Origin of the sequence: Mesorhizobium sp. CO1-1-8, from assembly GCF_020164875.1 — a bacterium.
Lineage (GTDB): Bacteria > Pseudomonadota > Alphaproteobacteria > Rhizobiales > Rhizobiaceae > Mesorhizobium.
In genome coordinates this window covers 1-19,630 of the sequence record NZ_JAIUGZ010000011.1, presented here as the reverse complement: position 1 = coordinate 19,630, position 19,630 = coordinate 1, and the positions used below count along the sequence as shown (strand labels likewise).

Annotated in this window: 19 protein-coding genes and 2 pseudogenes; 4 read left to right on the top strand and 17 right to left on the bottom strand. The window is 60.3% G+C overall.

The features are described from left to right. The first annotated feature begins 124 nt into the window (after positions 1-124). The 4 genes from LB558_RS21115 to LB558_RS21100 all read left to right on the top strand — a co-directional run bounded on the left by LB558_RS21115 (position 125) and on the right by LB558_RS21100 (position 2,186). Positions 125-559, top strand: a complete 435-nt coding sequence (locus LB558_RS21115) for a MarR family winged helix-turn-helix transcriptional regulator (RefSeq protein ID WP_224699305.1) — start codon at positions 125-127, stop codon at positions 557-559. A 3-nt stretch (positions 560-562) separates the two neighbouring features. Continuing rightward, on the top strand, positions 563-865 hold the full coding sequence (locus tag LB558_RS21110) for a hypothetical protein (protein ID WP_224699304.1): 303 nt from the start codon (positions 563-565) through the stop codon (positions 863-865). Between the two features lie 31 nt (positions 866-896). After that, on the top strand, positions 897-1,340 hold the full coding sequence (locus tag LB558_RS21105) for a hypothetical protein (protein ID WP_224699303.1): 444 nt from the start codon (positions 897-899) through the stop codon (positions 1,338-1,340). A gap of 315 nt (positions 1,341-1,655) precedes the next feature. After that, positions 1,656-2,186 carry a hypothetical protein gene (locus tag LB558_RS21100; RefSeq protein WP_224699302.1) on the top strand — a complete coding sequence of 177 codons (531 nt, stop codon included), beginning with the start codon at positions 1,656-1,658 and terminating at the stop codon, positions 2,184-2,186. Between the two features lie 189 nt (positions 2,187-2,375). On the opposite strand, the gene LB558_RS21095 is transcribed toward LB558_RS21100, so the two are convergent. From LB558_RS21095 to LB558_RS21015, 17 genes and pseudogenes are all read right to left on the bottom strand, one after another. After that, positions 2,376-3,251 carry a 3-keto-5-aminohexanoate cleavage protein gene (locus LB558_RS21095; protein WP_224699301.1) on the bottom strand — a complete coding sequence of 292 codons (876 nt, stop codon included), beginning with the start codon at positions 3,249-3,251 and terminating at the stop codon, positions 2,376-2,378. Between the two features lie 10 nt (positions 3,252-3,261). Continuing rightward, positions 3,262-3,648: a RidA family protein gene (locus tag LB558_RS21090; RefSeq protein ID WP_224699300.1), complete on the bottom strand. Its 387-nt coding sequence runs from the start codon at positions 3,646-3,648 to the stop codon at positions 3,262-3,264. Positions 3,649-3,689: 41 nt separating this feature from the next. Further along, positions 3,690-5,000: an aspartate aminotransferase family protein gene (locus tag LB558_RS21085; protein ID WP_224699299.1), complete on the bottom strand. Its 1,311-nt coding sequence runs from the start codon at positions 4,998-5,000 to the stop codon at positions 3,690-3,692. Between the two features lie 21 nt (positions 5,001-5,021). Next, a complete protein-coding gene (locus LB558_RS21080; protein WP_224699298.1) occupies positions 5,022-7,067 on the bottom strand; it encodes an FAD-dependent oxidoreductase in 2,046 nt (681 codons plus the stop codon). A 68-nt stretch (positions 7,068-7,135) separates the two neighbouring features. After that, positions 7,136-8,626: an aldehyde dehydrogenase gene (locus LB558_RS21075; RefSeq protein ID WP_224699297.1), complete on the bottom strand. Its 1,491-nt coding sequence runs from the start codon at positions 8,624-8,626 to the stop codon at positions 7,136-7,138. A 256-nt stretch (positions 8,627-8,882) separates the two neighbouring features. Next, complete coding sequence (locus tag LB558_RS21070) at positions 8,883-9,689, bottom strand: IclR family transcriptional regulator (protein ID WP_224699296.1); 807 nt, start codon at positions 9,687-9,689, stop codon at positions 8,883-8,885. A 12-nt stretch (positions 9,690-9,701) separates the two neighbouring features. Continuing rightward, a complete protein-coding gene (locus LB558_RS21065; RefSeq protein ID WP_224699482.1) occupies positions 9,702-11,057 on the bottom strand; it encodes an NAD(P)/FAD-dependent oxidoreductase in 1,356 nt (451 codons plus the stop codon). 4 nt (positions 11,058-11,061) lie between these two features. Next, positions 11,062-11,862 carry an ABC transporter permease gene (locus tag LB558_RS21060; protein ID WP_224699295.1) on the bottom strand — a complete coding sequence of 267 codons (801 nt, stop codon included), beginning with the start codon at positions 11,860-11,862 and terminating at the stop codon, positions 11,062-11,064. Between the two features lie 112 nt (positions 11,863-11,974). Then, a pseudogene (locus tag LB558_RS33230) lies at positions 11,975-12,859 on the bottom strand (ABC transporter permease); the annotation flags it as partial. Between the two features lie 323 nt (positions 12,860-13,182). Beyond that, positions 13,183-14,232: an ABC transporter substrate-binding protein gene (locus LB558_RS21050; protein ID WP_224699294.1), complete on the bottom strand. Its 1,050-nt coding sequence runs from the start codon at positions 14,230-14,232 to the stop codon at positions 13,183-13,185. 29 nt (positions 14,233-14,261) lie between these two features. Further along, a complete protein-coding gene (locus LB558_RS21045; RefSeq protein WP_224699293.1) occupies positions 14,262-15,344 on the bottom strand; it encodes an ABC transporter ATP-binding protein in 1,083 nt (360 codons plus the stop codon). A gap of 354 nt (positions 15,345-15,698) precedes the next feature. Continuing rightward, a pseudogene (locus LB558_RS21040) lies at positions 15,699-16,029 on the bottom strand (Tn3 family transposase); the annotation flags it as partial. 30 nt (positions 16,030-16,059) lie between these two features. Continuing rightward, a complete protein-coding gene (locus LB558_RS21035) occupies positions 16,060-17,157 on the bottom strand; it encodes a helix-turn-helix transcriptional regulator (RefSeq protein WP_224699292.1) in 1,098 nt (365 codons plus the stop codon). Positions 17,158-17,632: 475 nt separating this feature from the next. Next, a complete protein-coding gene (locus LB558_RS21030) occupies positions 17,633-17,848 on the bottom strand; it encodes a hypothetical protein (protein ID WP_224699291.1) in 216 nt (71 codons plus the stop codon). Between the two features lie 299 nt (positions 17,849-18,147). Then, a complete protein-coding gene (locus LB558_RS21025) occupies positions 18,148-18,363 on the bottom strand; it encodes a hypothetical protein (protein ID WP_224699290.1) in 216 nt (71 codons plus the stop codon). Between the two features lie 491 nt (positions 18,364-18,854). Next, positions 18,855-19,052, bottom strand: a complete 198-nt coding sequence (locus LB558_RS21020) for a hypothetical protein (RefSeq protein ID WP_224699289.1) — start codon at positions 19,050-19,052, stop codon at positions 18,855-18,857. Positions 19,053-19,131: 79 nt separating this feature from the next. Beyond that, positions 19,132-19,332: a hypothetical protein gene (locus LB558_RS21015; RefSeq protein WP_224699288.1), complete on the bottom strand. Its 201-nt coding sequence runs from the start codon at positions 19,330-19,332 to the stop codon at positions 19,132-19,134. Between the last annotated feature and the right edge of the window lie 298 nt (positions 19,333-19,630).

Below are 19,630 nucleotides of genomic sequence, written 5' to 3'. Positions count from 1 at the left end.
CCAAAGTACCGTGTTCAACACAAAATATGTTGACAACAAGTATTGTTAATGACACGCTACTATGATGAAGCACAGACCTCGGACGGCCGTTGACGACAAATCAAACCCGCAAAGCGATGCGGCAGTGCTCGCCATTCGCCTTGGCATCCTCATCACCACCGAACTGGACGAGTTCTTCCGCCCCTGGGGCATCACAGCCCTCCAGTTCAATGTGCTGCGCATCCTTTATGTCCGCGACCCTGACCGCCAGGGCATCTCGCGTGGCGAGATGGAGGCGTCCCTGGTCCGCAAGGTGCCGGACGTCACGCGGCTTTTGGATCGGCTGGTTGCGGCAGGGCTAATTGCCCGGCATCGGCCCAAGGACAATCAGCGCACCGTGCTCGCAACGCTGACCGACAAGGGTTGGGGCCTGATTGAGCAAACACACGGGGATCTGATGCGGACAAACCACAACCAGTTCGCTGGCATGAGCGCCCAAGAGGTTGCCGAATTCGTCGGCCTGCTGCGCAAGGCGGCTCGCCGGCCACAACAAACCAAAAACTCAGAAGGGGAGAACTGAACGATGCATGCAGTCGTCAATCACCTGCAGATTCGGCCGGATGCCGACTGGACCGCACTGTCGGCGAAGGTCGATGCATTCAATAACTTCATCGGCCATCCGGATTTCCGAGGCTGCAACATGATCCGGGCGAGCGACCAGGAGGCGATCCTGGTGATCCTGTTCCGGACTCGCGATGCGCTCGACGACGTCTCGCGCAACGACGCCGGGCCCTGGTTCGCAGAGAACGTCCGGCCTTTTCTCGCCGGCCCGGTCAGTCGTGCGGCTGGGGAAATAGTCGCTGGGGCCATGGGTTCGGAAGTCTGATCACCCGAGCCACCAATCAGGAGAATACGCCGTGATATTCCATCATATCCTCGTTGCCCGCATCCTGATTACCGTCGCCACGCTCGGTTGGAGTGCCATCCCGGTTCGTGCTGATATTAACGCAACCCATGCCACAAATCCGGCATGGACACCGCACGCGCGCTTTCACGTGGTCTGGCAGGTTTCGAGCTATGCCGGCTTCGGCATGATCGCTTTAGCATTGATCTGGTGGCCGGGAGCCTTCGAAATCGACAGGCTTTATTTCGCGGCGCTCATGGGGGCGGTCATCTACGCGTCCTTCTTCGTGGCCCTAGCGGCAATGCCGCTCTATGACGGCGCGACCCATGACAAAAACGGCTATCTGCCATTCAATGCGCCGATGCCGGTGATCGCCAGAAAGTGGGACGCGAACATCACCGCGTTCTCTGTCATGACAGTCATCCTTGCCGCAGGAGCGATATCGACTGCCCTGTAGCCACAAAGCGCCTTCGACGCGCCCGACGTCTGATCCCATCTCGGACTTACACGTTTGCGGCGTTCTGTGCAGCCTCGAATACATCGCGTGCGGACGTCCTACCCGCCACGAGCTCCGTACCCTCGACTCCGAGGTCCATCCCGCCGGCGTTGACGGCCTCATACATCGCTTCGGCCGAGCCGGACTGGCCCTTCGGAATGCCGTTCTTGGGTTGGGCGTTCCGCTTCTGCTCGGTGATGTCGCGATTGTATGTAATGACCCGACAATCTTGCCGGCCTCGTCACGGAAAGGCGTCTTAACGGTATAGAGCCAGCCTTGCCTGCCATCAGGGAACAGTGCACCGAAGCGGCCGTCGGCATCCTTTACGTTGAGGAAATCCGGCAGCTCACGAACCATGGCACGGTAGATTATGTTGGACATGGCGAGATCGCGCCGCCGCTGCTGGTGGTCGAGCAGAACGCCTATGATGAAGGTGCCGAGGAAGCGGAACACCAGGGACGGGATCGTGCTCTGCTGCACGAAGCCGGCAACGACTTGCGGCGGGATAACCAGGAGTGTGATGAGCCCGGCGAGCGAGACCGATACGCCAAGGCCGAGTATGTCCAACATTGTGCGCGACCGGACCGCGACGATGTGATGCCATGCCAGGCCGACGACGGAGGTGATCAAGATGCTCCGCGCCGCCTATTGGCGCACCCGCGTTTTTCGGCCGATGGCCGGCAATGTTCATCGCCACCGGCGGTCCATTGCCGTGGATGCCCGCGCCGGCAGCCCGGAGCGATGGCGCTCACGGCGGACCAGCAGACCGTTCCCAGCAGCCATGACCCCAGTTTCAACCCGATATAGCGGACGGCCTTCTCTTCGATGTCCAGAAGACCACCGTCTATCACGCGGCGAAACTGCCGCAGTGACCCCTGCCCTTTCAACAAGGCCGACCGTGCCCGTGACGCGCGAAGGTCGACGACGAAGCCGGAGACGGACAGAGCCGTCGCCACCGAGACGACAAAGCCTGTGCAAATGACCACGTCGAGAGCACTAGGCGTTCAATCCTAGCTGAGATCGCGCTGAAGCTGGGCTGGCGACAGTGGCACCGAGTCCTTCCAGGAGCCATTTCGCCTTCTCTACAAGTTCGGCATTGCTCTTCACGAGCTTGGTCCGCGACATTCGGATCGTGTCCTCCATGCCGATCCGCACATGGCCGCCGAGCAGGTAGGACTGCATCAGCATCGGATAGGCTGCCCGGCCAATGCCGAAGCCTGTCCAGACGGCATCGCGCGGCAACATGTTGCGGGCGAACATCATGGTCTCGGGCGTGCTCGCGAAGCCGTATTTTACGCCGAGCACAAGGCTTACGAGCGGCGGCCCGCGAAACACGCCGCTTGCGAGAAAATCATTGAGGAGATTGATATCTCCGCTGTCGAAAAGCTCGAACTCGGGGCGGACCCGGCAGTCATAGATGATCTCCGCCATCTTCCTGACATTGGGTGGGGTGTTGATGACGACCTCGCTGCCGAACGTCATCGTGTTGAGATCCAGCGTGCAGATGTCGGGCCGCAGATCGCGTATGTGCTCGACGCGGCGTTCGGCCGTGACGAAATTCGTCCGGGGGCCGGCGATCTTGGGATCCTGCTCGCCGGGCTGGAACCGGCCACCAGGTCCGGTGGTGATGTTCAGGATCACCTCCGTGTTCTTGGCGCGGATCAGGCGAACGAGATCGCGGTAGTGATCGAGTTCCATCGACGGTCGACCGTCGGGATGGCGGACGTGAAGATGCAGGATTGCCGCGCCCGCATCGACCGCATCGAGTGCCGAGGCCGCGATCTGTTCCGGCGTGACCGGCAAATTTTCATTGTCTTCCAGCCGCGTGAGGCTGCCGGTCACCGCGCAGGTGATGATGGTGTCCCTGGACATATGATTTCTCTCAGCTTGCAAGGATAGCGGTGGCGGCGATCTCGACGAGCAGGCTGTCGTCGATGAGCGCCCCTGCCTGGACCATCGTCGTTGCCGGTCGAATGTCGCCGAAGACGGCGCCATGGGCCCTGCCGACGGCTTCCCAATCCTTCATGTCGCGCAGGAAAATACGCGTCTCGACAACATCCTCGATCGAGGCCTCGAGTTGGCGTAGCGCCGCGCCGATGCGCTCCAGGACCACGATGGTTTGCCTTTCCGCATCATCGGGGTGAAGTGCGCCGTTGGGTCCAGAGGCGGAGGTGCCCGATACGACAATGGTGTTTCCGGCGCGGACGGCCCGGGAATAGCCGATAGCCGCTCCCCAATCGTTGGTCACGTCGACCCTTTGCCTTCTCATACGCTGCTCCTTGGCTGTCCGGAGGTTTTCCTTGCCGCTAATCATGCGAACGCCGGCAATGCTCGGTCGAAGGCCCGCACTATTTCGTCGATATCCGCGTCTTCCATGACGGTGGAGAACGCCATCAGCCCGTTGCCTGCAATGATCACGCCCTGGTCGAACAATGCCTTGGCGAGAGCCGCAACCCGCGCGCCGCCGTCGGCCGCGGCGAATGTGGAGCGGTAGTCGCTCAACGGTGCGTCCGTCAGGTGGACACGGCGCAGCGAGCCCAGTCCGGTCACCTGTCCCTTGATTCCATGCCGGGCGAAACAGGCGCGAACACCCTGGTCGAAGCGATCGCCGAGCGCCTCGAGCTTCTCGAACACAGGGGGCGTCAATCCTTCAAGAGCGGCTATCCCGGCCGACATCGACATGGGATTGGCACTGAAGGTGCCGCCATGCGGCACTGCGGGCTGGCCCTTGCTCGGATCGAACACCGACATCACCTCCGCACGGCCGCCGATGGCGCCGATCGCAAAGCCGCCGCCGATAATCTTGCCGAGCGTGGTAAGGTCCGGGTCGATGTCGAAACGGCCTTGCGCGCCATTGTAGCCAAGGCGAAACGTGATGACCTCGTCGAGGATCAGCAAGGCTCCAAGTTCGCGCGTGACGCGGCGCAGCATCGCCAGGTATTCGGGCTTTGCCGGGACGAGACCGGCGCGGTTGGGCATGACATCAACGAGCACGGCGGCAAGGCTGTTGCCGCTGGCGCGCAGAATGGCCTCGGCGACCGGGGTGTTGTTGAAGGGGATGACGACGACATCGTCGAGCACCCCCTGGGGTGTCCCTTTGGCTGTCGGCACGGATCCCGGCCTGTCGATGTCGCCCCAGGTAGCGGGACTCGCGTCCTGACTTGTCTCAGCCGGGTCGTAGGTCCCGTGGTAGGCGCCCTCGCATTTTGCAATCTTCGGCCTGCCGGTATAGGCGCGCGCGGCCTTGATCGCATTCATCACCGCTTCCGTGCCGGAATTCGTGTAGCGAAGCCGCTCGACGGACGACAGACGGTCGCACAGCATTTCCGACAGCCGGATCTCGCTCTCGGTGGGCATGCCGAAACACGTGCCGGCTTCGAGCTGCCGTGTGGCCGCCTCGAGGATCTGGCAGTTGCCATAGCCATGGATCAGAGAGGTGAAGTTTCCCAAGGCGTCGATCCGGACATGGGAATCGACGTCGGTGATCCGGCAGCCATCGCCGCGCCAGGCATAGATCTGATGTGGTTTCCGATAGACAGTCGTACGGGTGTTTCCGCCAGGCATGACCTCGCGGGCGCGGGCATAGAGCTTTTCGGAATTTGGTGTCGCTGGTGCTGACATGAGAACGCTCATCACTTGGTTCTAGGTGGCAAGGTTGATCCGCTCGCGACGCAACGTCGGGTTGCCGCTCTCGAATTCTTGAGCAAAACGGTGGCCTGAGTATACGGCGGCATAAATGGCAGCGGGCGCTTCGCAATCCCCGATGCGCGAGACGCGGCGCAGGCGACCTGCATTGCCTTGATCAAGACGCGCGGTCAGGGCCTCAAACAGTTCGTTGCGCGGCAGCCGGGCGGTGACGAGGACAAGGGCGTCGGCCTCCTTGTGCGCTGTGGTCCCGGTTCGCGCATCGACGAAGAGGGCCACGCTGTCTCGGGTGCCCGCCAGCGCCATATGCGTAATCATCCCGACGCCGCGCTCATGGAGCCGCTTGGCCGTGCGGATGTTTTCAAGCGTGTTGATGGTGAAGGAGGAGATGTCGGCCGCTGGCGTGAACAAAGTGACCTCGTTGCCGGCAAGCGCCAGCTTTTCGGCGATCACGGCGCCCATGTAGTAGTGGTCGTCGTCATAGACGATGACGCGACCCGACGGGAGATTGCCACGCATGATGTCGTCGGGTGTGAACACGGGCAGGCCGGCCGGCAGGGCAATCGGCTTGAAGGCCGCGCGTCCGACGCCATCGGCTCGCCATTGCGATCCCGTCGCCAGCACGACCTCGTCGGCGTCGAATTCGAGAATGTCGGCCAATCCGAGATCGCTTTCGAGATAGACCCCGACATTCGCGAGCTTGTCGATCTGCGTGATGCGCCAGTCTCGAACCCTCAGCCATTCACGCAGGCCCGGCAGTTCGCCTTCAAGGGTCACGCGGCCACCGAGACGGCTCTGCCGCTCAGCCAGGGTTACCTGGTAGCCGCGCTGCCCGAGCGCCCGGGCGCATTCGAGGCCCGCCGGTCCACCGCCGACCACGAGCACGGTCGCATCGCTTGATTTGGCGGAAATTCGTTCGGGGTGCCAGCCGCGGCGCCATTCCTCGCCCATCGTCGGATTCTGCGTGCAGCGCAGGTTCGTCATGGCAAAGTGGCTCGACACGCAGATGTTGCAGCCGATGCACTCGCGGATATCCTCATAGCGGCCCTCCTCGATCTTCTTCGGCAGGAAGGGATCCGCGATCGACGGGCGCGCGGCGCCAATCATGTCAAGCACGCCGCGACGGATCAGGCTCGCCATCGTGTCGGGCGAGGTGAAGCGCCCTACACCCACGACAGGCTTGGTGGTGACGCCCTTGATCCCGGTCATGAACGGCTCGTGGTCGTTCTCCGATGCGAAGCGCGAGGTTGGTGAATCGTCCGCCCAGGTTCCCACCACGAGATCCCACAAGTCCGGCAGTTCGGCGAGCAGACTGATCGCCTCGATCCCTTCCTCCGCAACACGAAGGCCCTCGGGGCCAAACAGCTCATCAATGATCAGGCGTACGCTGACGGCGCAGGCATCGCCGCCACCTTCTCGCGTCGCCTCGATCAACTCCTTCAACAGGCGGACCCGGTTCTTCAGCGAGCCGCCATATTCGTCGGTTCGTTGATTGCGGGGCGAGATGAATTGGAAGGCGATGGTGGAAAAATTGCCGTCGACATTGAGGATGTCGAAGCCGGCCTTGCGCGCACGCTGCGCCGCGGCCTTCCACCAACCCAGCAGCGCCTTGATGTCGGACTTGTCCATGGCGCGAACCTGGACCGGATGGTGTCCGCTGACGGGCAGGTCCATCGGGCCGAGCGGTACCTCGCGGGTCATGCGATTGGCGTTGTAGTAGGCGGGATAGGCAAGTTGCACGCCGGCGAGCGAGCCGTGCTCGTGGACCGCTTCGACCATCAATGCGAGTGGTGGAATGTCGCCGTCATCCCACAGCATCTGCAGAACCTCCGGCATGAGGTCGCCGGAGGGATGAACCGAGCAATGCTCGGTGTTGACCACCGCCCATCCGCCTTCGGCCTTAATGCCGCGCATCGCGGCATGGGCTTGCGGTCGCAAATTGCCCATGCCGTTGCAGTGAGGTGTCTGGTAGAATCGGTTGCGGGCGACAACAGGTCCGATCTGTACCGGCTCGAACAGGATATCGAAGCGTGGATCCCGCATGCTTGGCTCTTTCTGTACCTCGCCTCATAGGCGAGGAGACGTGCTTGGTCAGGGAGGACGATCAGGCTCTAGGCGCGGATCTTGATCCAGGTTGCCTTGAGCTCGGTGTATTTGTCGATCGCATGCAGCGATTTGTCCCTTCCGAAGCCCGACTGCTTGTAACCACCGAACGGCATCGTGATGTTGCTCTCGTCGAAATTGTTAACCCAGACCGACCCCGCTCTTAGCCGGCGCGCGGTGGACAGCGCGACGTCGATGTTGTCGGTCCACACCGCGGCGGCGAGGCCGTAGATGGTGTCGTTGGCGAGCGCGACTGCTTCCTCAGCCCCGGAAAAGGAGATTGTGGCAAGGACGGGACCAAAGATCTCCTCCTGCGCAATCCTCATCTTGTTGCCGACATTGTCGAAGACGGTCGGCTCGATGTAGTAGCCGCCGGTCTCGCTGAGGACACGCTTGCCGCCGGACTTGAGCTCGGCGCCTTCCCTGGCGCCGATATCGATGTAGTCGAGCACCCGGTCCATCTGCACCTGGCTAACCATGGCGCCAAGCTTCGTGGCTGCATCAAGGGGATCGCCAACGGTCAGCGTTTTGCCGACGGCGATAACCTTCTCGAGAAACACATCCTTGATCTTGGCGTCGACCAGCAGGCGCGAGCCGGCGTTGCAGACTTCACCCTGGTTGAAAAAGATGCCATAGGCCGCCGCCGTCGCGGCTTCGTCTAGGTTGCCACAATCGGCCATGACGATATGGGGGGTCTTGCCGCCGCATTCGAGCGCAACGCGCTTCATGTTCGACTGGGCGGAATAGCTCATGAAGAGCTTGCCGACCTCAGTCGAGCCGGTGAACGTCACCGCGTCGACATCCATGTGCAAGCCAAGCGCCTTGCCCGCGGTCTCGCCAAGGCCGGTAACCACGTTGAACACGCCATCTGGAATGCCGGCTTCCGCCGCGAGCTCCGCGAGCCGAATGGCGGAAAGCGGCGACTGCTCGGCTGGCTTGAGGATGACTGAATTGCCCGCGGCAAGTGCCGGTCCGAGTTTCCAGCATGCCATCAGCAATGGAAAATTCCAGGGAACGACCGCTGCCACGACGCCGACCGGCTCACGCGTGATCATGCCCAGCGCGCCGCTGCCGGTCGGAGCGATCTCGTCGTAGATCTTGTCGATCGCCTCGGCGTACCAGGCGATCGTGTTGGCCGATCCGGGGACGTCGATGGACCGGGCGTCGGAGATCGGCTTGCCCATGTTCAGGGTCTCAAGCAAGGCCAGTTCATCACCGTGTTGATGCATCAGTTCGGCGAAACGCTGCAGCACTTTCTTACGCTCGCTCGGCGAACGCCGCGACCAGGAACCAGAATCGAAGGCCCTGCGCGCGGAGCGTACAGCCAAGTCGACATCCGCCACGTCGCAAGACGCAACCTGGGTCAGCGTGGTCCCGTTGGCGGGATTGATCGCGCCGAACACGCTCCCGGACACAGCGTCGACGAACCTGCCGTCTATGAATGATTGTCCACGCAGGGTGAGGTTGGAAGCGGCCAGCCGCCAGTCGATCGCAGTCATTGAATTGCCTTTCTCGATAATCGGTACAACACATCAATTTACGAGAAAGTAAGCCCGGCGCGCGCTTTGTGTCAATATAAAATCGACTTCTCGGCCGATTTCGTGTCGGGAATAGCTAAGTTAGGAGAGTTCTGCTTAGAGCAACAGCCCGTACGGGACCCGGAGATCTCGGATCAGCACGTCAATCGGTAATATAAACGCAAAATAGAACGCTATGGGATTTCCATGCGCTTCAAACGGAGGTATTAATTTCCGTTCAAGTGCTGGATTTTGCGTTCATCTGGAATTGTTTTTCAAGTATCTTGGAAAGTTTCTCCGCGAGTCGCGTGACGAGAGAGACGTTAAGGTCTCGATTGGCCTCCAGGATTCCATGGATCGTTCCCGTCACGCAGAGACTATGCAGCGTGCGCTGGCCCTCGATTCTGATCGGGGCGGCGATCCCGGCAAATCCATCCACATCCTCCCCGATGCAATATGCCACGCCGGTTTTGCGCACGGTCTCCAACTCGCCCAGAAGCTGGGCGAAGTCGATTTTTGTGGCTGCGGTGAACCGCTTCAACGGCCTGTCAAGCACGGAAGCGATAAAGTCGGGGTCCTGAAAGGCGAGGATCGCTTTGGCGGAGGCGCCGGCATGGGCCGGGATTTCAAGCCCTGGAACGATGTACGCCCTGACCAGATTGCCAGGCGAGACCATGTCCACGCTGCGGACGCTATTGCCGGAAAGTCGCGCGATGAAGCAGGCTTGCCCGGTCTGCTCGGATAGTTCCTGGAGGGTGGGCCGCGCGACGACCTTGAGCCATTCGTCGCTGACGCCAGAAAAGAGCAGCCTTTCCAGCCGTCGTCCGAGCTTGAAGGTGGCCGCCTTCGGGCCGCTTTGCTCGATCAACTCAACATCGGCCAAGCTCTTCATCAGCCTGTAGGCCGAGGCTTTCGGCAAATCGAGCATCTCGCCGACGGTCGTTCCCGAAATGCCGTCTGGAAAGCCGGCCACGATCTCGAGAATACGGACATAGCGTTCCAACGGCTTTTCTGTCGCCGTCTTGCTCGATGTGCTCTTGTCCATGATGTCCGCGCTCTAGCCCTTTGCGATTCGATCATCATGCCAGTCGAAATAGCGCATAGCCAAGGGCACGAACCACGGAGAGCCGCCATAGAACGGGGCCGTGGGGAATTTTTCGACGTCGAAGACGGACGACGGGTCTCCTCGTTCAAGAATTCTGCCCGCAAGTTTCTCCCCGAAATGTGTTCCAAGGGGAATGCCGGCGAAGTTGTAGCCGAGAGCGAAATGGACGCCGTCCTTCACGCCGATATGGGGCATGAAATCGAAAGTTCCAGCGCAGTGCCCGGTCCAGGCACGACTGAGCCGGACACCCTTGAGGTCGGGCAGAATTCTCACCAGGCGATCGCGGAGCGCTCCGGCGAGAGGCGTCGCCGTCGGGCTCGCCGTGCCGGTCATGCCGCCGAAGAGAAGGCGGCTCGAATCGGGTGCCGGGCGCAGGAAATCGATGTTCATCTTGGTGTCGAGATAGGTGCGGCGGTGCGGTATGACCCTGTCGATCGTTTCCGGCGGCAACAGCTCGGTCGCAATCAGAAAGCCGCGGAACGGAATGACCCGTCTTGCAAGCCATCTCAGGTCGCGGCTCGTATAGCCATTGGTGGCGATAATGACATGGCGGGCGGCAATGTCGCCTCTTGACGTTCGAACGGTCTTCCCACGCGCATCATTATCTACGCCCGTGACATTCGTGAGCGGGTACAGCCTGACGCCGGCTTCGAGCGCCTTGCGGACAAGGCCGGCGTGATAAAGCCCGGGATGAATCGAACCGAGATCTGGAATGATTGCGCCGCCATGGTAGCCGTCGGAGGCGATCTCCGATCGAACTTCGTGCTTCTCGACCACTGAATAGTCAAAGCCGACGGCCTGTCTGGTCTGTTCGAGATCTGCGACCAACGCTCGAAAATGGGCGTTCGAATTGGCGGCAATGAAGCGGCCGCAGGTTTGGTAGTGGCATTCGATCCGTTCGCGGTCGACGAAGGCCTGGACGCCACGGAGAGCGGCATCAAGCTCGCGATAGACCCGCACCGCGTGGTCGCGCCCGGACTTTGCCGTCAGCCATCCAACGGACCGCTTGAGCGTGCGGCCAACGAAACCGGCATTGCGGCGTGCGGCGCCCTCGCCGATCCTCTGCGCATCGAGAACGACAACGTCACGCCCCTCGCGCGCCAGATGCAGCGCGGCGACAAGGCCCGTGATGCCGCCGCCAACAACGACGACGTCCGCCCTGCCGTCAAGCCTCGCCGGTTCCATGTTCTCACTGGCAGAGGGCAGCGGCGCCGCCGACCACCAATAAGGCTCCTCGAGATAATCGTCGGCGAACAATCCGGCTTGCGCCCCGATCGTCCCGGTCTCTTGCGACATGATGTGCAGCATCACGTTACCTATTCTTGTTGGCGTTGTAGGCTACGGCCATCAGGCAACTCGTCAGTATGATCATCACTGCGGCTGCGGCGAGGATGGTGGGATCGAGTTGCTCACGCAGTCCCGTGAACATCTGCTTTGGAAGCGTGCGCTGCTGAGGTCCGGCAATGAACAGGACCATCACCACTTCGTCGAACGACGAGGCAAAGGCGAAGACCGCCCCCGCGGCCACGCCTGGCGCGATGATTGGAAGCATCACCGTTCGAAATGCGGTCACGCGGCCGGCGCCCAGACCCGCCGCGGCCCGCATCAGGTTGAAGTCGAAGCGCGTCAGTGTCGCCGTGACAGTGATGACAACGAAGGGTGATGCCAGAATGGTGTGGGCAATAACGACGCCAGCGTAGGAATAGTTGAGGCCGAGCGGCGAAAAGAAAATGAACAGGCCGAGACCCAGCACGACGACGGGAACGATCATGGGCGAGATGGCAAGCGCCATCACGGCCGTCCGGAAAGGAAACCGTGGATTGACGAGGCCGATTGCAGCGAGCGTGCCCAGCGTCGTGGCAACGACGGTGGTCGAAATCGCAATCACCAGGCTGTTGATCATCGCCCCGGTCCACAGGGGCGAGGAAAAGAGTTGTTCGAACCAGCGGAGAGATACCGCACGGAATGGGTAGGTGAACCAGGGATCGGCATTGAACGAAATCGGGAGAGCGACTGCCAGCGGCAGCACCAACAGGAGAAGAGCGATCCCAACAAATCCGTAAAGCGGTATGCGAATGTAGGCGGGAAACTCGGTGTAGACGCGGCGGCCCATGGTCAGATCCGATCCGATGAGTGACGTGCGATCTGGCGCGCGAGGGGAGCGCCACAATGCCCGCTCCAAGGATGAGTACGACACTAAGTGCCGAAGCGAGCCCCCAATTCAGATCCTCATTGGTAAACCTTGCAATGAAGAAGCTCACCATCTGATCTGACGGTCCACCCACCAATGCCGGCGTCAGATAGAAGCCGAGGCACAGCACGAAGGTGAGAAGTCCGCCGGCGGCGATACCCGGAACCACCTGCGGCAGAAAAATCGTCGCATGTGCCAGAAGAGGACCTGCACCGAGGCTGCGGGCGGCCTTTACATGGTTCGCTGGAATCGCGCGCATCACGCTGATCATGGGCAGGACCGTAAACGGCAACTGGATCTGGATCATCGCGATGATTGTCGCCATGCGCGTATAAAGAAGGGGCAGCGGCTCGGATGTCAGTCCCGTTCCGGCCAGCGCATTGTTGAGAACGCCATTGGTCTGGAGGAAGACTATCCACGACATTGTCCGCACGAGGAGCGAGGTCCAGAACGGGAGGAGAATGAAGAACAGGAGGATCGCCGCGGTTCGCCCGCTGGCATTGGCGATGACATACGCAACCGGGTATCCGATGACGATCGTGAGGCCCGTGACGACAAGGCTGATCAGGATCGTCCTCAGATAGATCGACCGGAAATCATAGCTCGATTCCTGAGACAGGCTGCCATCGGCTTCGATCTTCACGGCAAAGCCGGTCGCCCAGCGCAAATAGAAAGCGCTGTAGTGACTGTCATGTTGCTTGATGATGCTCCAGACGCCCCTTTGTCCCCACGCCGCGTCTGCCCTGATCAATTGGGCTTTCCAGGCCTTCGGATCGGCGCGATCGAAATCTCCGGAAAGCGCCCGCTGAGCGCTTAGGATGGCACTCGCCCCGCCAGTCAATTCGTACCCCAGCCGACGGGCTAGCGGGCGCACGGATCCGACATGTCCCGCGGCTTCCAGTTCCCGTCCGAGCGTCATGAAGATGGCAGTGGCTGGAAGCTCATCTCCTTTCCAGGACTGAAGTGTCTGCGTTGTCAGTGGCAGTGCCTTGGCGATTTCTCCGTCCGATATCGCCGTATGAACGACAGACCCTATGGGGATCACCAAGAACAGAAGCAGGAAGATCAGGAGCGGCGCCGCCGGAAGGGCAGCCCGAGCCGCCTTCCGATTGTTGTCGCTCCTGATCGAGGACCGAACGACGACACCAGCCGCCGATGACGCGATGTTTCCCGTCGGGGCATCATGCTGCGTCATTACTAAGCCCACGTCGCCGTATGGCAGTGTCATCAACAACTCCCGGCCTACTGGGAAATCCAACTGGAGAAGCGCGCGTTCAGCGCGTCCCCGTTCTTGGCCCAGAATGCTCCGTCCTGGGCCAGCGCGCCCTCGCTGTTTTGAGGGGCGGACGGCAGGTTCGGCAGCACGTCCTTTGCTATGAGATCGCTGGCTGCCTTTACGGTTGGTCCGTAGGCGATGTAGTTGCTCAGTGCGGCGTTGACGTCCGGCTTGACGCTGAAGGCCACGAACTCCTTGGCGGCTGCGAGATTCTTCGAACCGGAGGGGATGACCCACATGTCGAAGCCGCGGATCTGATTGGTCCAGGCGACCCCAAGATCGGCGTTTTCCTTGGCGTTTGCATCGGCAATGCGGCCGTTCCAGGCCAGCGCCATCTTCACTTCGCCGGATTTGAGAAGTTGCGGCGGCTGCGCGCCGGCCTCCCACCAGACGATGTCCTTCTTGATTGTGTCGAGCTTCTTGAAGGCTCGATCAACGCCGGCGGGCGTCGCCAGCGTTGCATAGATGTCAGACGCCGCCACACCATCCGCGAGCAAGGCGAGTTCGAGCGTGTCCACCGGGCTCTTGCGGAAGCCGCGTTTGCCCGGGAAGGTCGTCGTGTCGAAAATGTCGGTCAATTTGATGGGCGCGTTCGGGAATGCCTGTTTCTGGAACGCCAGGATCGTGGCGTAGACGCTCGTTCCGACCGCGCAGTCGGTGAGGGCGCCCTCCACGAGGCCCGCGGATTTGAAGGCCGCGTCGTCACCAATCTTCTCGAGCAGTCCCTGGTCGCAAGCGGTCGCCCCCGTTTGCGGATCGACGTCGATGACGTCCCAGGCGACATTGCCGCTATCGACCATGGCACGCAGCTTGGCCAGTTCGCCGCTCCAGGTATCCTGGGTCACGGTGATGTTCTTTGCCTTCGCGTAGGGATCGAGGAAAGCCTTTGTCTGTGCCTCCTGCAGGGCCCCGCCCCAGGAAACGACGGTCAGGCCGTCTGCCAGGGCTGGAAAACTCGCCGCGGTCAGGACAAGCCCGACAAGGCATGACTGTTTGAACGAACGCACTCCCAACATGTGATGTCCTCTCTGGATTTTCAGTTGTGTTATCTGCCGTCAAGAGCCCAGGCATCGTGGGGCTCCCAGTCGAGACGGACAGGGCTGCCCATCTCCATCTGGATTCCGGCCGATGATGAGCTCTTCGCAATCAACCGTTCCCCGCCCGACAGTTCGACGTGGATCCGGAACTGGTCGCCGCAATAGATGATGTCGCTGACCTGCCCGCTGAGCGTTCCGGCGCGGTCCTGCCCGGTGATGCGGACGCTCTCGGGCCTGATGGCGATCGTTGCCCCTCGATCAACCTTTGCGTGTGCGCTGCTGCGTGCCCAGATTTCTTGACCGCCGGCCAGCCTTGCGCGTGCCAAATCGCCTTCGATCGAGACGATTTTCGCATCGAGGCAGTTATTGTCGCCAACGAACTCGGCTACGAAGCGGTTCGCGGGACGGCCATAGATATCCTGCGCCGAACCGATTTGCTGGATGCGGCCGTCGTTGAAAATGGCGATCCTGTCGGACATCGTCAGCGCTTCGTGCTGATCGTGCGTCACATAGACGACTGTCAGGTCAAGCCGGTCGGCGATCCGACGGATTTCGAGCTGCAGGTCCTCGCGCAGCTTCTTGTCCAGGGCGCCGAGCGGCTCATCCATCAGCACCAGGCTGGGTTCGAAGACAAGCGCTCGAGCGAGCGCGACCCGTTGTTGCTGGCCACCCGACAAGGCCGTGGGCTTGCGTTGTGCAAGGCTCGAAAGTTGGACCATCGCCAGCGCTCCGCCGACGCGCGTGGCGATCTGCTCCTTGGAAAAGCCTCGCACCCTCAATGAATAACCAACGTTCTCAGCGACCGTCATATGTGGGAAGAGGGCGTAGTTCTGAAACACCATGCCGATGTTCCGCCTTTCCGGCGGCTTGTCCTGAATCGGCCGCCCATCGAGCGTGATTTGACCGCCTGACGGGTATTCGAAGCCGGCGAGCATCATGAGCGTCGTCGTCTTGCCCGAGCCCGACGGGCCAAGAAGTGTCAGAAACTCACCCTTGGCAATATCAAGGTTGAGATCGCGCACGACGAAACTATGACCGTCGTAGGTCTTGGATATGCCGGACATGCCGACATGCATCGGGGGCTGAGCCATGGCTGAAAGTGTCTATCCCATTTTTCTCGTTTATCGAGACTTATTATTGAATATCGAGAATAGAAGCATTCGAATTGGCCTGCGTCAATCCCTTCTTCGCAAATTCTGACCGGGTGGAGTTATTATCCGTATTGCGCTTCAGAACTGTCGGCCCGCCGGATCAGCCTTTGCGAGGTCCGGAGGTAAACCCTGCTGGCGAGAGGGCCTTGCCACGCTACACAGCGTACCGCGGAAGCAGGTGAACACCGTCGTTTCCCGCGGACGCCAGTCCGGGTTTTCAGGCCGGAAACGGGAAAGCAGAGGCGGATCGAAGAAGACCTGCCCTCGCGAGGCTGCGTGGATGCCATCCGGTTCCTAGGCAGCCCGCCGCAACCCAACTGGAAGGCGAAGCGCCCGGAAAAACGTTAGGCAGATGCTGCTCGCCATCCCAGGTGCAGATGCCTGTCAGATTGATGTGCTTCCAGCTCAGCGGCGAGAGGTGCTTGAGCAAACGATCCGGAATCTCGCGACGCACGTTGCGCAAGTGGGTGACGGCCCGTTGGCCGTGTTCCAGTGTACGATCGCACTGACGACGAGATTCAAAGCCCGATGCGCCAAACGCCTGGCTTTCGAACGATCGGTCACGGATTTCACCACGCTAGTGGAAGAAAATAACCCGCTTCAGCTTATGCGCGAGCTCACCCCTTGTTGAGGCCGAGCTCACGCTTTGAGACGATCAACGCCCGCCGATCGCTAGCCCGCCTAGCAAAGCTACCAGTTCCGCCTGCCTGTGCGTCTCTGTCTTAGTGAATATCGCCTTGAGTTGGGTGCGGGCAGTCTCATATGAAATTCCCAACTGATCGGCGGCGACGTCAATCTGTATTCCCGAGCAAATCCTGCCAGCCAGCTTCGCCTCTGCGAAAGTCAAGCCGAAACAGTGTTGCAAGACATCTATGGATGGTGTGCCACGGCTGTCCTGATCGACTAGCACAATGATCGCCTGACAAGGCGCGAGTGGACTGTACGAGACGGTCGCAAGACGTAGCAGATAGGCAATTAGCGGGCGCTTGCCCACTCGAGGCAGCAGCACGGGCGTTGTCGAGGCTAGGGGAGGCGCCAACAAGAGCATCCCTCGCAACCTGCGCCGCAATGCATCCGTCGCGTTCTTGTCATACGAGACCAATTGCCGATGCGTAATCTGGAGGTCATGTCCAAGCAACTGGTCAGCTGGTCCATTTGTCCGCAGCACTTGACCATCCCGATCCAGCATCACTGCCGCTGTCCCGCTTATGTCGAAGGCTTCGAGCGCAGCTTCTACCCGAGCAAAGCCTAACGCTCTGGCAACTGCGACCATTGAACCTAGGCGTGTGGAAAAATCCGCCAACTGCCGAAGTTCATCAGGAGAGAAGGTCCCTTGTGCTTTTGATCGCTGGATCGACAGGCACCATAGATCACCGCCCGCCGCTGCTTTGACGCCCGCGAACCATTTGAGGTCGAATGGCTCTAGGAACTCCCTATAGTACGGATGCTTGTTCATCTCATCGACCGTCAACAAGTCGAGGTCGGTGGCCACTCCCCGACGCTCGATCAGGGGAACGATGCGATAGCGCTCATCGTGGTGGATCCAGCCGTCGCGGACATAGGCCTCGAATGAGGGAGACATTGAAGCGCTGTGCGGTATGCCCGGCAAGTGACCCTTGGTATCGAAGAGGACTGCGCCGACGCTGCCTGTAAGTTCAGACACCGCCTCCATCGCAGCATCCCATCGCGTAGGATCAACCGCCGCCTCCGTGAAGGCGATGCCAATTGCGTCAAAATCAAACGCTGCGCCCATACCAATCCTCCCAGGCGTAACTCAAATGGGTGATGCATGGCGTATTAGTAATCGCTTATCTTCTCCAATCAATGGACTCCGAGGGTGCTGTGCAACAACTGATCCGGCAGAGGTTGCTGATCGCGACGGCAGTTGGGCTAGCTTTGGCGGCCAGGTCTCGTTGCCGACAGGCCGGCAGCCATCCCATCTCGGTAGCGGCGGGAGGTCTGCTTCGCAAAGGCGTTGCAGTCAGGAAACAGTCCCATCGCTGCCGACCCACAGAGCTTGCCGCAGCAGCCTGGGAATGATCAGCATGACGAATCGTTTCGAAATTATGGAAGATCCATGTTACCGCTTCTTGATCTGGGACAATCAGAAAGACGAGTCCGTCACTCATAGCGGACGCCTGCTATCATATTCCTTGGCAAGGGATGCGGCATGGGTCGCGGATCTCCTCAACGCAGCGGCGGAAGCAGAGCGCGACGATAGGACAATTTCAATAGACGCCAATAGAGAAGCGAAAAGGAATGCTCAGGTTCTTGACGACAGGAGGAGGTGTCGCCCTCACGAACACGGTGTTCGCGGGTGCCTTGCTGAAAGGGTCGATGATGCTGACCAAGGCTGATGCGACGGCGCGCTGAACAGGGGCAGGACCGTCAAGTGCATGCGGATCACTGGCGAGATATTGGCCGAAATATTCTTCAATCGCCAATTAGCAGAACATTTTACCATGCGGTTTTTTTGGTCATCGTTCGCGCGGATTGCAAAGCAGGTTGAACTCGGAGGCCTCTTGCACGGCTGGGTCCATCCGCCGAGAAAGCGACGCAGCGGCGAGCTTGATATCGCTCCAGATCTCAAGCCTCAGCGACCACGGCATTCCAGGAGCCGCCGCTCGCAGCGCTCACCAGGCAATCATGTTGAACTGTCCCAATACGCGCCGAGAACCATGAGCGGGACAGTCCAGACGCCCCATTGCGACGACCGCGAACGGTAGCCTTATGCTAGTCATTCTCACTTTTTGGTGAGAAAGGCTTTGCAGGCTGGCGTGAGTTCGCTCAGGTGCTGCTTAAGACAGCCCTGCGCCTTGATATCATTATCCATGTGGCACACTCGCTTTGCGTCAGCCCTACAAGGTGTCTTGTAAGCATCTTTTGCCAAAGCGGCGTCGGTGAGAAAAAGCGATATAGAAGCCAGAAGCGCCAACTGAAGCGACTTTCGATTCTGCATGATTGTTATCCCCCTGCGGAATGTACGCGAAAGCACAAAGATCTATATGCGATCCCGCTAACGTAAATGAAATTCACTCGTCAGGCATACCCCAGATGGGTGATGCGGATGACGTGGACGACGGCTACGGTACGGTTACGGCGAATAGACACCTGTAGAGGCCGGGTGTCCTTCACAGGATGGGCCGCCATTCTGGGCCTGGCCGGTGGACTGATGGCTACTGACGGAGCCGGTCGCCTCAACGGTGCAACAACATGACTATACTGTTTATTGTCGGTCATCCGGGCCCTACAGTCCGCCTTGCCGACGCCCGAGGACATTGTTACGCTCTCAAGGAAGCCGGGGGGTTACCCGGTAGGCACCTTATCGTTGAACTCCACAATGCGGTTGTCTCTGCTTGCGTTTCTAACTGCGGGCCGAGTGGCTGAAGCCTGGCTTGCTGATATCAAAGCCCGCTGGCTCGCGCCGGCGGGCTTTTTTGTGTTCCGGACCTACAGGTCGGCTTTGTCCGAGGTGCGGGTGATCAGGTTAGCTGCCACTTCGGTCAATCCCTGATCAGCCAGCTGTCTTATGAACTGCTCGGCGTGTTCGCCCCATTCGGCCGCTGTGACGTTGTTTTCACGCACAGACTTCATGAACGCGTCGCGCAGCGCATCGAGATCGAAGATGGAAAGGTCTTGGTCCGGCATGAAGAGAAATATGACAGCCGGCCCTTCAAGAGCATCGGAAAGATATCTAGAGAGCGACCGGGGATTGGTCGGTCAAGTGTCAGCCGATCTTAATCTTTGTCAGGTGCTCTCTGGCTTCACTGACACGTCGCTGGGCGTCTCGGATCGTCTCGCAGAGGGCGAGGTCGATCCCGATGCCATAGCGCTTGTCCGTCATCCGTTCGACACGTTTGAGTTCCGATTCAGCTTGGCTGACACTCAGCCTCGCCTTAGCAATCTCCAGATCCACAAATTCAAACATTGTTTCGCGTCCGTCGCAGTCCTTCCATTAGGAAACCGACATATTCCGCTTTGGTTCCGGTTGCCGGCGAGCGGAACATTTCCGACTAACAAATGTTACTCCGACCATGACCAAGGCCGATCCTCCCGAACCGATACCGGACAGTATTCTCCTGGCCGCCGCACGATTGCAGGCGGCTCTCCGAAGACGATCCGGCGATGACAGCAAAGGGAGCGAGGGAAGCCGGCGCAGTGCCTGAGAGCTACTGCGCCGGCCAAGGCGACCCACAGGTCCGCCGCGCCTCACAAGACAATCCATG